The sequence below is a fragment of the Blautia sp. AF32-4BH genome (assembly GCF_003460565.1).
Classification (GTDB): domain Bacteria; phylum Bacillota; class Clostridia; order Lachnospirales; family Lachnospiraceae; genus Fusicatenibacter; species Fusicatenibacter saccharivorans.
Map to the genome: position 1 here is coordinate 309,108 of NZ_QTVL01000001.1, position 14,096 is coordinate 323,203.

Consider the following 14,096-nt stretch of genomic DNA (forward strand, 5'->3'; position numbering starts at 1 on the left):
GAAATGAACTGGCTGATTTGTACAGAGAAATACTTGCAAAATGAAGAAAGCTGCGCTATAATAAGTCCATCTTAAATGAATCAGCCAACTATACTAATATCATAGATCAAGACGAGGGCGTCTTACCAGAACGAAAGTTTCGGTAGGATGCTCTTTTTCTTTTGCTAAGCATATGGATCGTTGGCAGGTTCAGCTTAAGAGACCACGCTATTTTTTTCTCCCTTTTAAAATATAAAAAATAGAGCACAACAGGGCATAAGCGAAAACGTATGTCCTGTTTGCTCTTCCCAGAACTTTTTTTAAAATCTTAATTCTTTTTGAACAGCAAAAAAGCCTTCCCGGACTGGAAAGGCCTTTTAACCATTCAACTTATGCACGCTCTACTTTTCCGGATCTTAAGCAGGAAGTACATACGTACATTTTCTGCGGTACACCGTCAACTTTAACTTTGACAGATTTTACGTTAGATTTCCACATTTTATTGCTTCTTCTATGTGAATGACTTACGTTGTTTCCGAAATGAGCACCCTTCTCACAAATTGCACACTTTGCCATGATTGCACCTCCTTGACATACGTACTTGAGTCAAAACGCATTTTAGACTCACAACATAAGTCATTCTAACAGATCTATACCGGTTTTGCAAGTAAAAAATGAAAAAATTATATGAATTTTGAAGGTTTTTCATTTTAAACTTTCTTTTTTGCGGAAAAGCGGTTATAATGTATCGTAGAGTGGAGTCAGTTATTCCTGTCTCCATGTGTTTTGAATAGTATGATGGAATTGGAGGATACAAGGCATGAAAGGTCGTATGAATACAGGCTTGGGAGAAATCGTAATCAATCCGGATGTAATCGCCCTGTATGCGGGCAGCGTTGCTGTGGAGTGCTTCGGCATTGTCGGAATGGCAGCGGTAAACATGAAAGATGGACTGGTCAAACTTCTGAAAAAAGAGAGTCTGACACACGGAATCAATGTATCGATTTCGGAAAATAAAATTTCCCTGGATTTCCACGTGATTGTTTCTTACGGAGTCAGTATTTCTGCCGTAACAGATAACCTGATCAATAATGTGAAATACAAGGTGGAAGAGTTCACCGGAATGGAAATTGAAAAAATCAACATCCTGGTTGAAGGCGTTCGCGTCATCGACTGATGGTAATAGGAGGAAATGAAGAAAGTGGCTACAAATACAATTGATGCCGGCTTACTGGCAAAAATGTTTCTGGCTGGTGCAAAAAATCTGGAAGTAAAGAAAGAGTGGATCAATGAGCTGAACGTGTTCCCGGTACCGGACGGCGACACAGGTACCAACATGACGCTGACGATCATGTCCGCAGTCAAGGAAGTAAACTCGCTCACAGAAGTGAACATGTACAACCTTTCCAAGGCAATCTCTTCCGGTTCTCTGCGCGGTGCCAGAGGTAACTCTGGCGTTATTCTTTCCCAGCTCCTTCGTGGCTTTACCAAGAAGATCCGCGACTATGAAGAGCTGAATGCAGAGATTCTTGCAGAGGCAATGGAAAAAGCAGTCGAGACTGCATACAAAGCCGTTATGAAGCCAAAAGAAGGCACCATCCTGACCGTGGCAAAGGGAGCAGCAGAGAAAGCAGCAGAGCTTGCACCGGAAAGCGAAGATCTGAACGCATTCATCGAGGACGTTCTCGCGCATGCAGAGTACGTGCTCTCCCAGACACCAGAGATGCTGCCGGTATTAAAAGAGGCAGGCGTTGTGGATTCCGGCGGACAGGGTCTCTTAACCGTACTGCAGGGCGCATATGACGCGTTCCTCGGGAAAGAGATTGATCTGAATTTCGAGATGCCGGAAGCAAAGACAGAATTTGTCAGACCGTCCAAAGAGACAGAAAAAGAAATCAAATTCGGCTACTGCACCGAGTTTATCATTATGCTGGAAAACCCGCTTCCGGATGAAGAGGTTTATGCATTCAAAGATTTCCTGAACGGAATCGGAGATTCGATCGTTCTCGTTGCAGACGACGAGCTGGTTAAGGTACACGTACATACCAACGATCCTGGAAAAGCAATTTCCAAGGCGCTGACGTACGGACAGCTGACCAGAATGAAGATCGACAACATGCGTGAGGAGCATCAGGAGCGCCTGATCAAGAACGCAGAAAAGATCGCAGCACAGCAGGCAGAGGAAGATAAGAAGAGAAAAGAAGCAGCAAAACAGCCGCCGAAGGAGAACGGATTCATTGCCGTGTCCATCGGAGAGGGAATCAAAGAGATCTTCCAGGGACTCGGTGTTGATTACCTGATCGAGGGCGGTCAGACCATGAACCCGAGCACCGAGGATATGCTGACTGCAATTGAGAAGGTCAATGCAAAGAATATCTTTATTCTGCCGAACAACAAAAATATCATCCTCGCAGCAAATCAGGCAAAAGCCATGACTGAGGACAAAAATATCATCGTTGTTCCGACCAAAACCGTTCCGCAGGGCATCACAGCCATGATCAGCTATGTGCCGGAGAAATCTGCAGAAGAGAACGAGGAGGCCATGACAGAGGGCATCCAGATGGTGAAAACCGGTCAGGTAACGTACGCGGTACGTGATACCCACATCGATGAGAAAGAGATCCATCAGGGCGACATCATGGGACTTGGCGATCACGGACTTCTCGCTGTCGGACAGGATATTCTTACCGTTGCAGAAGAAACCATCCGCGCCATGGTCGATGAGGACAGCGAGCTGATCAGCATCTATTACGGTGAAGATATGAGTGAGGAAGATGCCGAAAGCCTTGGCGAAAAAATCGAGCAGGCATATCCGGACTGCGATGTGGAAGTAAACTATGGCGGACAGCCGATTTACTACTGTGTCGTTTCGGTTGAATAAGAGTAAGGAAAGAAAAATATGAATACGGAACCCCTGACAACACTGAAGGGGATCGGTGAAAAAACGGAGAAGCTGTTTGCAAAAGTAGGAATCTACAATTTGCAGCAGCTTCTGCATTATTATCCAAGAGATTATGACTGCTATGCAGAGCCGGTTCCCCTTCGCGAATGCAGACAAGAGGAAAAGAATGCGGTATACGGAAGAATTGTCCACAGTCCGTCGGTAAAAGGAAACCAGAGAAAGAGCGTCGTTGTCCTGGAACTCTACGAGGAGCCGGTGCGGCTGCAGCTTACCTGGTTTAATATGCCGTTTCTGCGGAGCACGCTGAAGAAAGGCAGTGTTTTTATCTTCCGCGGAAAGATACAGGAAAAATCAGGCCGTCTCGTGATGGAGCAGCCGGAAATCTTCACTCCTGCCGCATACCATGAGCTTCTGGCAAGTCTTCAGCCGGTTTATGGGCTGACAGCCGGTCTCACGAACAAGATGGTGAGCAAGGCCGTTGCACAGGTGCTGGAACGATGCGCACCTGCGCAGGACTATCTGCCGGAAAAAATCCGTGCCCGGTATGAACTTTGTGAAATCAATTATGCCCTCCATGAGGTTCATTTTCCAAAAGACCAGGAGCATCTGGAAACGGCGCGGCGCAGAATTGTGTTCGAAGAGTTTTTTCTCTTCATCCTGTCCCTGCGGCAGTTAAAAGAGCAGACGGAGGGAATTACCAATGTGTTCCCGATCCGCGCCGTCTGGAAGACGGAGGAAGTCATCGAAAATATGCCGTACCGTCTCACGAATGCACAGATGCGCGTGTGGGGCGAACTGGAGCGGGACTTAAAAGGCCATACCCGCATGGCGCGGCTGGTACAGGGAGATGTCGGAAGCGGAAAGACGATTCTGGCATTCCTTGCAATGATTATGACAGCTGAGAACGGCTACCAATCGGCGCTGATGGTTCCGACGGAGGTTCTGGCGCGGCAGCATTATGAATCGCTCTGCACTCTGTTGAAAGAAAACAATCTGACGGGATACAATCCCCGCCTTCTGACTGGATCCACGAAAGCAAAAGAACGCCGGGAAATCTATGCCAGTCTGGAAGACGGAAGCTGCAAAATGGTGATCGGCACACATGCACTGATTCAGGAAAAGGTACAGTACAAAAATCTGGCGCTTGTCATCACAGACGAACAGCACCGCTTCGGTGTCCGGCAGAGAACGGCACTTGCTGAAAAAGGGGAACCGCCGAATGTTCTCGTTATGAGTGCAACGCCGATTCCAAGAACCCTGGCTATCATTCTGTACGGAGATCTTTCGATTTCTGTGATTGATGAACTTCCGGCGAAGCGTCTGCCGATCAAAAACTGTGTGGTGGATACGTCTTACCGTCCAAAAGCTTACCGCTTTATCACGCGTCAGGTCGAACTGGGCCGTCAGGCGTATGTGATCTGCCCGATGGTGGAGGAGAGCGAGGGTCTGGAAGCGGAAAACGTCACCGACTATACACAGCTCCTGAAAAAAGAGCTGCCGGGCATCACAGTAGAGATGCTGCACGGACAGATGAAGGCGGCGCAGAAAAACGAGATCATGGAGCGGTTCGCCAGCGGAGAAATCCAGGTACTCGTCTCGACGACAGTCGTGGAGGTCGGTGTCAACGTGCCGAATGCGACGGTGATGATGGTGGAAAATGCCGAACGCTTCGGCCTTGCACAGCTCCATCAGCTCCGCGGACGTGTCGGAAGAGGAGAGCATCAGTCCTACTGTATTTTCATCCGCGGAAACAAAGATCAGGAGACCGCCAAACGTCTGGAAATCCTGAACCATTCGAACGACGGGTTTTATATTGCTTCGGAAGATTTGAAACTGCGCGGCAGCGGCGATCTGCTGGGAACGCGCCAGAGCGGGGATATGGAATTCCAGATGGCAGATATTTTCCGGGATGCCGATATCCTGCAGAAAGCGAGTGAGGCGGCTTCAGAACTGCTTGCCGACGATCCTTATTTTGAAAAACCGGAGCATGAACTGCTGAAAAAGGTAATGAAATCGTATCTTGATCTGGAAAACCACGACATTGGATTGTGAAAAATTACAAAAAAAATCCGGCTTTAAAATGCAAAATCGGATAAAAGTAACAGCCTGATTGGATAGTATGGAAAATGACTGTACAATTTCGTGGAAAATTCGTGCGAAATCAGATATTACTTGAAATGACAAAAAAATTCATGTATCATAAACAAGGAATCAAAAAATGTGCGGACCGTGAGTGTCAAGCGTTCGCCTGAATAATAGTTCGCAGGATGGCTCTTCCAAAATATACAGGGCCGGTCCAAATGGGAGGAAACAGATATGGTAAAGAAAAAACCAGCTGCCCAGGCTAAGACAGCAGAGAACGAGACAGTAAAAGTAGAGACCAAAGCAGCAGAAAAAACAACCGCAGCAGAGAAAGAAGCTGTAAAAGAAGTTGCAAAAGAAGTTGTAAAGGAAACTGCAGTAGCAGAGGAAGCACCTGCAAAAGCAGAAGAAAAACCGGCAGCAAAAGCTGCAAAAACAACCCGCACAACAGCAAAGAAAACAACGACAAAGAAAGCGGCTGCACCGAAAAAACCAGCAGCAGCGAAAAAGCCGGCAGAGAAAAAAGCACCTGCAAAAGCAGCAAAGAAAGAAGCGGAGCAGGAGATGATTCTGCAGTTCGGCGGAAGAGAAATCAAGGAGAAAGATCTGTACGAGAGAATCCAGCAGATCTGGATCGAAGGATATGGCAAGAAAGCAGAGGAATTAAAGAGCCTGAAGGTTTATGTAAAACCGGAGGAATTTACTGCTTACTACGTAATCAATGATGATGTAACCGGAAGCATTGATCTGTAAGTATTATGTACCAGCTCTGCAGGAGCAAGAAAAAAGCGTGAGCTTTTCCGAAAAGAAAAGAGCTCACGCTTTTTGATGCCTGTTCCGGCATCAGGATGTTATACCGGGATGATTAGTACTGGCCAGAAGAACCGCCGGACATCTGGCGTTCCTGCTGCTCAATCATCTTTTTGACCATATAACCTCCGACAGAACCATTCTGTTTGGAAGTCAGGTTACCGTTGTAGCCATCACTGAGCGGCACGCCGAGTTCGCTTGCCACCTCAAATTTGAATTTGTCCAGAGCGCCTTTTGCTTCTGGTACTGCTGCGGTATTCGATGAACGATTCGCCATGTTCATTCCCTCCTTTATCTTTGTGCTTGTTAAAAGCTGCTGTGAAGCAGATCCGGATGTGTTTTTCATCTGTTCTGCTACGGTCATAGTATGTGGAAAGAAAACAAAAATAAACTTCCAGATTCTGTATTTTTTCCGGAAAAGCGGAGAAAGTAAAAGAAGAAGGAAAAATGGAACGTCAGAAAAAAATATAAAAACTGTGTAAAAAATTCACAAAAAGAATTGCGTATTGAAAATAAATTTGTTATAATTGCTGTACATGGTAGTAAAAACAGGAGAAGGGGCGGTTTGCAGTAATGAATATTGGAATCATAGCACACAACAGCAAGAAGAGTTTGATCGAGGATTTCTGTATTGCATACAAGGGAATCCTCATGAAACATGAGGTGTACGCCACCGGAACCACCGGACGGCGGATTGAAGAGGTGACGAACCTTCATGTACACAAGTTTCTGCCTGGAAGCGTAGGCGGAGACAAACAGTTTACCGAGATGATTGAACGCGGCGATATGGATATGGTAATTTTCTTTTACAATCCGACGATGATCAATCCGAAAGAGCCGGATGTCTACAAAATTATCCGTACCTGCGACCAGTACAATATCCCGATTGCAACAAATATCGGAACCGCGGAGTCTCTGATTTTGGGACTTGCAAGAGGAGATCTGGACTGGAGAGAGCAGTTGAAAGCCGACTGATCCATCAAACAAAAACAGTAAGGACGAAAATAAGACCAACATGAGAGTAATAGCAGGAAAATGCCGGAGTCTTCCATTAAAGACGGTTCCCGGCAGACAGACCCGGCCGACGACGGACCGGATCAAAGAAACCTTATTTAATATGCTTCAGCCGTATCTGCCGGATGCGCGTTTTCTCGATCTGTTCGCCGGAAGCGGGGCGATCGGAATCGAGGCGTTGAGCCGCGGCGCCGAGCGCGCGTGGTTCGTAGAGCAGAACAAAGCTGCAGCAGACTGTATCCGGCAGAATTTAAAATTTACGAAGCTGGAACAGCAGGCAGTGCTCCTGCCCATGGAAGCGCATGCAGCTCTGCAGTCGCTTCAGGGACAGGAGCCTTTTGACTGCATTTTTATGGACCCGCCATACGATAAGGGACTGGAAAAGGACGTGCTGTATGCGTTCCGCGACGCCTCTTTTATCGGTGAGGATACCTTAATTATTGTAGAAGCATCGCTGAATACTGATTTCGACTGGGCGGAGGATGCCGGATACGAAATTCTGAAGAAAAAAATCTATAAGACAAATGTCCATGTATTCCTTACCCCGAAAAGCAAACACGAAGGAGTAAAAGAATCATGAAGACAGCCGTATACCCGGGAACTTTTGACCCTGTAACGTATGGTCATCTGGATGTTATCTTGCGTGCATCCAAGCTTTTTGACCGCGTAATCGTGGGAGTTTTACATAATTCCTCAAAATCTCCGTTGTTTTCTGTGGAAGAACGTGTTAATATACTAAAGAAAGCGACCCAGGACATTCCAAATGTCGAAGTCCGTTCTTTCAGCGGGCTCGCTGTTGATTTTGCGAAGGAATGCCAGGCGCATACGATCGTCCGCGGACTCCGCGCGATCACAGACTTTGAATATGAACTGCAGATGGCACAGACGAACCGCGTTCTGGAACCGGAAGTAGATACCACGTTTCTGATTACCTCGCTGGAGTATGCGTACCTCAGCTCCACGGTAGTAAAAGAAGTAGCTGCTTTTGGCGGCGACATTCACAAATTTGTTCCGGATTTTGTGGAAAAAGAAATCCGCGCAAAGTATGCCGCCCGAAATTCAGAAGGAATGCCGCAGGATAAAAGATAAGGAGAATTAAAATGAGCAGCAGAATTGAACAGATCATCGAAGAAATTGAGGAGTATGTAGAGAGCTGTAAATATCAGCCGCTGTCTACCACCAAAATCGTTGTAAATAAAGAAGAATTAGAAGAGCTTCTCCGTGAGCTCCGTCTGAAAACACCGGACGAGATCAAACGGTACCAGAAGATCATCAGCAACAAAGATGCGATTCTGGCAGATGCACAGAACAAGGCAGATGCCATCATTGCAGAGGCACAGGCAAAGGCAAGAGAGATGGTAGAGCAGAGTGAAGTGATGCAGTCAGCATACGCACAGGCAAATGAGACCGTCAACAATGCAAACCAGCAGGCACAGGAAATCCTGGATGCTGCAACCAACGATGCCAACAGCATCCGTCTCGGTGCCATCGGATATACCGATGATATGCTTGCCAACTTAAGCAATATTATGACGACTGCATTAAACGATGCAGGAGAGAAATACAACAGCTTTGTAGAATCCCTGACAAGCTGCTACAATACCGTTGTTCAGAACAGAAGTGAGCTCTCCCCGCAGGGTGCTCCGGAAGAAGAGCAGCCAGAGGAAGAAGTTGTCGTACCGGAATATGATCCGGCATCAGAAGAGGAAAGCGAAGAGGAATAAACCAAGCGTTCCTGCGAAAGCAGCACAGCAGAGCTTCCCGGCAAGATAAGGCCAGAGGGGCAGACCGCTGTTATGGATCATACAGTTTGTCTGGGCAGCGACAGAGAGACCGCCGAAGGCGGCGCAGGTAAGGATAGCAGAGACTTTTCCGGCGTAAGGAAGAGAGGACGCGGCAAGCTGTGCGATTCCCGTCGTGATTTCCAGCACGCCGCAGAGCAGGGGCGAGGCGGAACCAAACGGATGCAGATCCATCAGAAGTCCGGACAGAATGGAAAACAGGATGATGTATCCGCCAAGCTGTGTAATGATTTCAAATCCGTTCATGATAGAGGTGTCCAGCAGGTTTCCTTTGGAAGTCTGTTTTGACATCTCTTTTTTTTCCACGGAATGTGTCCGATGGGCGGTGTGCCGGTGCAGGCGGAAGCGGCGGAAAACAAGCCGGAACAGAAAACCAGTTAGAAAATTGGAACCGTAGAGCACGCCGAAGACGAACCCGGGATGGATCTGTCCGGAAAACGCAGTTAAGATAACATAGGAAGACAGAAAAGCAGGACTCGGACTGCTGCAGAAGGTTAAAAGATAGCACGCTTCGTTCCGGTCAATTTCTTCTGCCTCATAGAGCTGGGCAGTGATGCGCGCTCCCATGGGAAAACCGCAGAAAAGACCGAGAAAAAGTGCATAAAACCCAGCCGGGGAAAGACCGAAAACCGTTTGAAAAAAAACTTCTGCACGGGCAGAGATCCGCCGCGCGGCTCCTGTTTCCAGAAGAAGAGATGTCAGAATCAGAAACGGCAGAAGTGACGGAAGAATGGTATGAAACCAGAGATTGACACCCTCGCAGGCATAGAAAAAAGTCCGCGCGGGAAAGATAAGAAGACAGAAAAAAAGAAGCAGGGAAGAGAGAAATAAAAGTGATTTTTTCATGACGTTCGAACCTCCTCCCGCTTTCTAAAATAGAGTATGATGAAGCTTTGAAAAAAAGAAGATGGGAGAAGAAAAAATGAGCGTATTAGCAGGATTAAAACCGGAACGGGTATTTTATTATTTTGAAGAGCTCTGCCGCATTCCGCACGGCTCCGGAAACACAAAAGAAGTGAGCGACTATCTGGTTCAGTTTGCAAGGGACCATGAATTATCCTGGTATCAGGATGCGTCCAACAACGTGGTCATCCGCCGCCCGGCATCGAAGGGATGTGAATTGGCTCCGACCGTGATTCTGCAGGGCCACTGCGATATGGTCTGCGAGAAGAAGCCGGGCAGCAGCCACGATTTTACGAAGGACGGCCTTGAGCTTCACATCGACGGCGATGAGATTTATGCCAGGGACACGACGCTTGGCGGAGACGACGGAATTGCCGTTGCCTATATGCTGGCTGTGCTGGAATCGGATGATCTGCAGCTTCCGGCCATCGAGGCACTGATTACGACGGATGAAGAGATCGGACTGCTCGGCGCAGCAGCATTAAACGGGAATGAGTTAAAGGGAAGAACACTGTTAAATATGGATTCTGAAGAGGAAGGCATTCTCACCGTATCGTGCGCAGGCGGTATGACAGCCATGATGGATCTGCCGGTGCGCAGAAGCGAAGTGATGGGTGAGCAGATGGAAGTGACGATTTCCGGTCTTGCCGGTGGCCATTCCGGTACGGAAATCCACAAAAACCGTGCCAACTCCAACATTCTGGCGGGCCGTTTCCTGTACGAACTGGCAGGAAAGATGGATTATGCCCTGATCGAGCTGGAGGGCGGTTTAAAAGACAACGCCATTCCGCGGACAACCCGCATGCTTCTTGCCATCGACGGCGGAGAGAAAGAGATCTTAAAAGAGGAAGCATTACGCTTCACCGAAAATCTTTGCAGAGAGTACAGCGGAACAGATGACGGTATTACCGTTACGGTAGAGAAAACAGGCGAGGGCGCTGCACCGGCGCTTCATCCGGTCAGCCTGCAGAAAACCGTCTTTTTCCTGATGAATCTTCCGAACGGGGTACAGAAGATGAGCGGCCAGATCCCGGGACTGGTGGAAACATCCCTGAACCTCGGTATTCTGAAATTAGAGCCGGATCACCTGCATGCGTGTGCGAGTGTGCGGAGCTCCGTGGGAAGTGCAAAAGAAGCCCTTTCCGACAAGCTGGAGTATCTGATCGGTTTCCTGGGCGGTGAGTTCCACGTAGAGGGCGCGTACCCGGCATGGGAGTATAAAGAGGATTCTGCCCTCCGCGATCTGATGGTGGTGGAATATGAAGCCATGTATGGACAGAAACCGGCAGTGGAAGCGATTCATGCCGGACTGGAATGCGGTCTGTTCTATGAAAAGCTTTCCGGTCTTGACTGTGTATCTTTCGGCCCGAACATGAAAGCAATCCACACGACCGAGGAGCGGCTTTCGATTTCCTCCGTGGAGAGAACGTATCAGTACCTGTGCCGCGTTCTGGAGCAGCTTTCGAAACGGCAGGCATAAAAAACTGCCCGTGTCTATTTCAAAAAAGTTTCTGAAAAACAGTCATAAAACAGAAAAGACAGGCATAAAGTAACAGGGTGGGGATTGAATTTCCAAAGCGTTTACCATCCGATAAGAAAAATGGCTGAAAGCAGGAGCAAAAAAGGAGATTAGGGGACATGGATATACTGTTATGGCATGAGATTCTGGAACCATACGAGCTGGCTGTCAAGGAATTACAGGTGAAATTCCGGCATCTGATCAAGGAGCACCACGGAAAAGGGCTGTACTCACCGATCGAGAGCGTGAGCGGCCGTGTGAAGAGTGTTTCCAGTATTCTGGAAAAAATGCAGAGAAAGGGCATTGTGCCCGAAGAGATGGAGGAGCAGGTGGAGGATATCGCGGGCATCCGCATCATCTGCCAGTTCGTTGAAGATATCGAAAAGGTTGCCGACCTGATCCAGAAGCGGTCGGATATTGAGATTAAGAGCGAGAAAGACTACATCCGCCACATGAAGGACAGCGGTTACCGGAGCTATCACCTCATTGTTTACTATACCGTGGAGACGATGAACGGCCCGAAGCGCATCCAGGTGGAAATCCAGATCCGCACGATGGCGATGGATTTCTGGGCGACGATTGAGCACTCGCTGCAGTACAAATATAAGGCAAACATTCCGGATCACATCCGGGAGCGCTTAAGTGCAGCTGCAAAGGCGATTATTGTGCTGGATAATGAGATGTCCTCTGTGCGGAGTGAGATTATGGATGCACAGAATTCCTCCCAGATACAGCGGAATCTGATCACGGATATCCTGAATAATATCGAGAATCTTTACAAGGTGACGAACAAACGCGAAGTAGAAAAAATTCAGGATGAGTTTTATCACATCTATGCGCAGAACGATCTGCAGGAGTTAAAACGGTTCCACAAAGAACTGGATCTGATTGCAGAGGGATACCGCGCACAGGCAATTACAGACGAACTTTAGAACAAAAGGGGATAAACGGATATGATCACACTGCCGGAAGCCTTTGAGCAGGAGATGAAACAGCTGCTCGGTGAGGAAGAATATGAGGCATACCGCAAGACATTTGACGAGGCGGTACATAGAGGACTGCGGGTAAACAACGGAAAAATTTCGACAGAAGAGTTTCTTAGGCGGACCGATATTCCGCTTAAGAAGGTTCCGTGGATCCCCAATGGATTTTATTACGATGAAGAGAGCTGCAATCCGGCAAAGGATGCCGATTACTATGCGGGCCTGTATTATCTGCAGGAGCCGAGTGCGATGACACCGGCATCCCGCCTTCCAATTGAGCCGGATGACCGTGTGCTCGATCTCTGTGCGGCACCGGGCGGAAAGGCAACGGAGCTGGGAAGCCGGATCGGTGAGGGCGGCATGCTGCTGGCAAACGATATCAGCAATTCGCGGGCGAAGGCGCTGCTGCGCAACCTGGAAATCCAGGGAGTGGGACGTCTTCTCGTGACGAGCGAGGATCCGGAAAAATTAGTAACCTTGTATCCGGCCTTTTTTGACAAGATCCTTCTTGACGCGCCGTGCTCTGGGGAGGGCATGTTCCGAAAAGAGAGCTCAATGCTGCGCTACTACAGTGAAAATGGGCCGGAGCATTATGTGCCGATCCAGAAAAAACTGATCGAGCAGGCGTATCAGATGCTTGCAGAGGGCGGAGAGCTGCTGTACTCTACCTGTACGTTTTCTGTAAAGGAGAACGAAGAGGTCATCGCAGGGCTGCTGGATGCGCATCCGGATATGGAAGTGCAGGAAATTACCCCGGGTTACGAAGGGTTTGCGCCGGGAGTATCCGTGAATGGCCGCGATCTTTCCCGGTGCGTTCATATTTTCCCGCAGCGGATGGAGGGAGAAGGCCATTTCGTGGCGCTCCTGAAAAAGCAGGGAGAGAGCCGGAAACGGCAGCCTTCCCGCCTTTTGGAAACGACAAAGAAGCTGCCGAAAGAGGCGGAAGAGTTTCTTGCTGGCGTGCGCATGGACTGGAAGAATGGTTCGTTTGCCCTTGTGAAAGACCAGCTCTATTTTCTGCCGGAAGGTGTCTGTGCGGCAAAGGGTCTGCGCTATCTGCGGACCGGACTTTCGCTTGGCACCGTTAAGAAAAACCGCTTCGAGCCGTCCCAGGCGCTGGCGGCGTATCTGAAAAAAGAAGAATACGTTTCGTGTTTGACCATTCCCAAGGGAGATGACCGTGTCATGCGCTACTTAAAGGGTGAGACACTCTCGTTTTCCGAGGAAGAGTGTCAGGGGAAAAAGGACTGGGTGCTTGTGTGCCTGGATGATTTCCCACTTGGCTGGGGAAAAATAAACAACGGAACGTTAAAGAATAAATATTATGCAGGATGGCGGATGGTATGAGTAAATTACGACTCGATAAATATCTGGCGGACATGGGTGTGGGAACACGCCAGGAAGTAAAGGCCCTGGTCCGGAAGGGACGGGTGGCCGTAGACGGAATTACGGCAAAAGCCCCGGAACTGAAAGTCGACCCGGATGAAGCGCAGGTGACTGTGGACGGAAACAGCATTTCCTATGTGAAAATGGAATACTGGATGCTCCACAAACCGGCGGGTGTCGTCTCTGCGACGGAGGACCGCCGTGACCGGACCGTACTCGATCTTTTAAGTGGTGCGGCAAGAAAAGACCTCTTTCCGGTCGGACGGCTCGACAAGGACACCGAAGGGCTGCTGCTGATTACGAACGACGGAGCCCTTTCCCACCGGCTGCTCTCTCCGAAATCGCATGTCTCGAAAGTGTATGAGGCCGTGATTGACGGAAAAGTGACAGAAGAAGATCGGCAGGCATTTGCCGAAGGGCTCGACATTGGGGACGACAAACCGACACTTCCGGCCGAGCTTACCATTCTGGAAACGACTGAAAAAGAGCCTGGCATTTTTGAAAGCCGGATCCGCATTACCATCTGTGAGGGCCGCTTCCACCAGATCAAGCGCATGTTTGAGAAGGTCGGAAAAACGGTCGTCTATTTGAAACGGCTGTCGATGGGGAGCCTGGAACTTGATCCGGCGCTGCCAAAGGGCAGTGCCCGTCTCCTGACGCAGAAAGAAAAAGCGGCGCTTGGCATAGCGGACGCCGAAACACAGAAAGGAAAGTAA

The 14,096-nt window shown here is 48.8% G+C and carries 15 protein-coding genes; 12 read left to right on the forward strand and 3 right to left on the reverse strand.

Going from position 1 to position 14,096, the window contains the following annotated elements:
- Window positions 1-369: 369 nt before the first annotated feature.
- Complete coding sequence (rpmB, locus tag DWZ44_RS01455) at window positions 370-555, reverse strand: 50S ribosomal protein L28 (protein ID WP_022461896.1); 186 nt, start codon at window positions 553-555, stop codon at window positions 370-372.
- Between the two features lie 244 nt (window positions 556-799).
- Here rpmB and DWZ44_RS01460 point away from each other — a divergent pair, with 244 nt between their 5' ends.
- From DWZ44_RS01460 to DWZ44_RS18110, 4 genes are all read left to right on the forward strand, one after another.
- Window positions 800-1,156, forward strand: coding sequence for an Asp23/Gls24 family envelope stress response protein (locus tag DWZ44_RS01460; protein WP_022461895.1), 357 nt, complete (start codon window positions 800-802; stop codon window positions 1,154-1,156).
- A 24-nt stretch (window positions 1,157-1,180) separates the two neighbouring features.
- A complete protein-coding gene (locus DWZ44_RS01465; protein WP_055226532.1) occupies window positions 1,181-2,860 on the forward strand; it encodes a DAK2 domain-containing protein in 1,680 nt (559 codons plus the stop codon).
- A gap of 18 nt (window positions 2,861-2,878) precedes the next feature.
- Window positions 2,879-4,933 carry an ATP-dependent DNA helicase RecG gene (gene recG / locus DWZ44_RS01470; RefSeq protein WP_117804075.1) on the forward strand — a complete coding sequence of 685 codons (2,055 nt, stop codon included), beginning with the start codon at window positions 2,879-2,881 and terminating at the stop codon, window positions 4,931-4,933.
- A gap of 264 nt (window positions 4,934-5,197) precedes the next feature.
- Window positions 5,198-5,716, forward strand: coding sequence for a DUF6465 family protein (locus DWZ44_RS18110; protein WP_158565811.1), 519 nt, complete (start codon window positions 5,198-5,200; stop codon window positions 5,714-5,716).
- Between the two features lie 112 nt (window positions 5,717-5,828).
- On the opposite strand, the gene DWZ44_RS01485 is transcribed toward DWZ44_RS18110, so the two are convergent.
- Entirely contained in the window at window positions 5,829-6,050 is a 222-nt protein-coding gene (locus tag DWZ44_RS01485; protein WP_022461891.1) for an alpha/beta-type small acid-soluble spore protein, read from the reverse strand.
- A gap of 296 nt (window positions 6,051-6,346) precedes the next feature.
- On the opposite strand from DWZ44_RS01485, the gene DWZ44_RS01495 reads away from it, so the two are divergent.
- The 4 genes from DWZ44_RS01495 to DWZ44_RS01510 are packed head-to-tail and all read left to right on the forward strand — an operon-like array spanning window position 6,347 to window position 8,511.
- Window positions 6,347-6,748 carry a methylglyoxal synthase gene (locus tag DWZ44_RS01495; protein WP_022461890.1) on the forward strand — a complete coding sequence of 134 codons (402 nt, stop codon included), beginning with the start codon at window positions 6,347-6,349 and terminating at the stop codon, window positions 6,746-6,748.
- Window positions 6,749-6,788: 40 nt separating this feature from the next.
- Complete coding sequence (gene rsmD, locus DWZ44_RS01500; protein WP_022461889.1) at window positions 6,789-7,367, forward strand: 16S rRNA (guanine(966)-N(2))-methyltransferase RsmD; 579 nt, start codon at window positions 6,789-6,791, stop codon at window positions 7,365-7,367.
- Window positions 7,364-7,876, forward strand: coding sequence for a pantetheine-phosphate adenylyltransferase (coaD, locus tag DWZ44_RS01505; RefSeq protein ID WP_055265195.1), 513 nt, complete (start codon window positions 7,364-7,366; stop codon window positions 7,874-7,876). Before rsmD ends, coaD begins: the two co-directional genes overlap by 4 nt.
- Before the next feature lie 11 nt (window positions 7,877-7,887).
- Window positions 7,888-8,511 (forward strand): hypothetical protein, encoded by a 624-nt coding sequence (locus DWZ44_RS01510; protein ID WP_055265193.1) that lies wholly within the window; start codon window positions 7,888-7,890, stop codon window positions 8,509-8,511.
- Here DWZ44_RS01510 and DWZ44_RS01515 read toward each other — a convergent pair.
- On the reverse strand, window positions 8,485-9,435 hold the full coding sequence (locus DWZ44_RS01515) for a nucleoside recognition domain-containing protein (RefSeq protein WP_055265191.1): 951 nt from the start codon (window positions 9,433-9,435) through the stop codon (window positions 8,485-8,487). The two genes, DWZ44_RS01510 and DWZ44_RS01515, sit on opposite strands and share 27 nt — an antisense overlap.
- 76 nt (window positions 9,436-9,511) lie before the next feature.
- On the opposite strand from DWZ44_RS01515, the gene DWZ44_RS01520 reads away from it, so the two are divergent.
- The 4 genes from DWZ44_RS01520 (at window position 9,512) to DWZ44_RS01535 (ending at window position 14,096) form a co-directional block, all read left to right on the forward strand.
- Window positions 9,512-10,972 (forward strand): aminoacyl-histidine dipeptidase, encoded by a 1,461-nt coding sequence (locus DWZ44_RS01520; protein ID WP_117804078.1) that lies wholly within the window; start codon window positions 9,512-9,514, stop codon window positions 10,970-10,972.
- A 158-nt stretch (window positions 10,973-11,130) separates the two neighbouring features.
- Window positions 11,131-11,943 carry a GTP pyrophosphokinase gene (locus DWZ44_RS01525; protein ID WP_055218019.1) on the forward strand — a complete coding sequence of 271 codons (813 nt, stop codon included), beginning with the start codon at window positions 11,131-11,133 and terminating at the stop codon, window positions 11,941-11,943.
- A gap of 24 nt (window positions 11,944-11,967) precedes the next feature.
- Window positions 11,968-13,341: an RsmB/NOP family class I SAM-dependent RNA methyltransferase gene (locus DWZ44_RS01530; RefSeq protein ID WP_117509156.1), complete on the forward strand. Its 1,374-nt coding sequence runs from the start codon at window positions 11,968-11,970 to the stop codon at window positions 13,339-13,341.
- Complete coding sequence (locus DWZ44_RS01535; RefSeq protein ID WP_117801045.1) at window positions 13,338-14,096, forward strand: pseudouridine synthase; 759 nt, start codon at window positions 13,338-13,340, stop codon at window positions 14,094-14,096. The genes DWZ44_RS01530 and DWZ44_RS01535 overlap by 4 nt, the downstream gene beginning before the upstream one ends.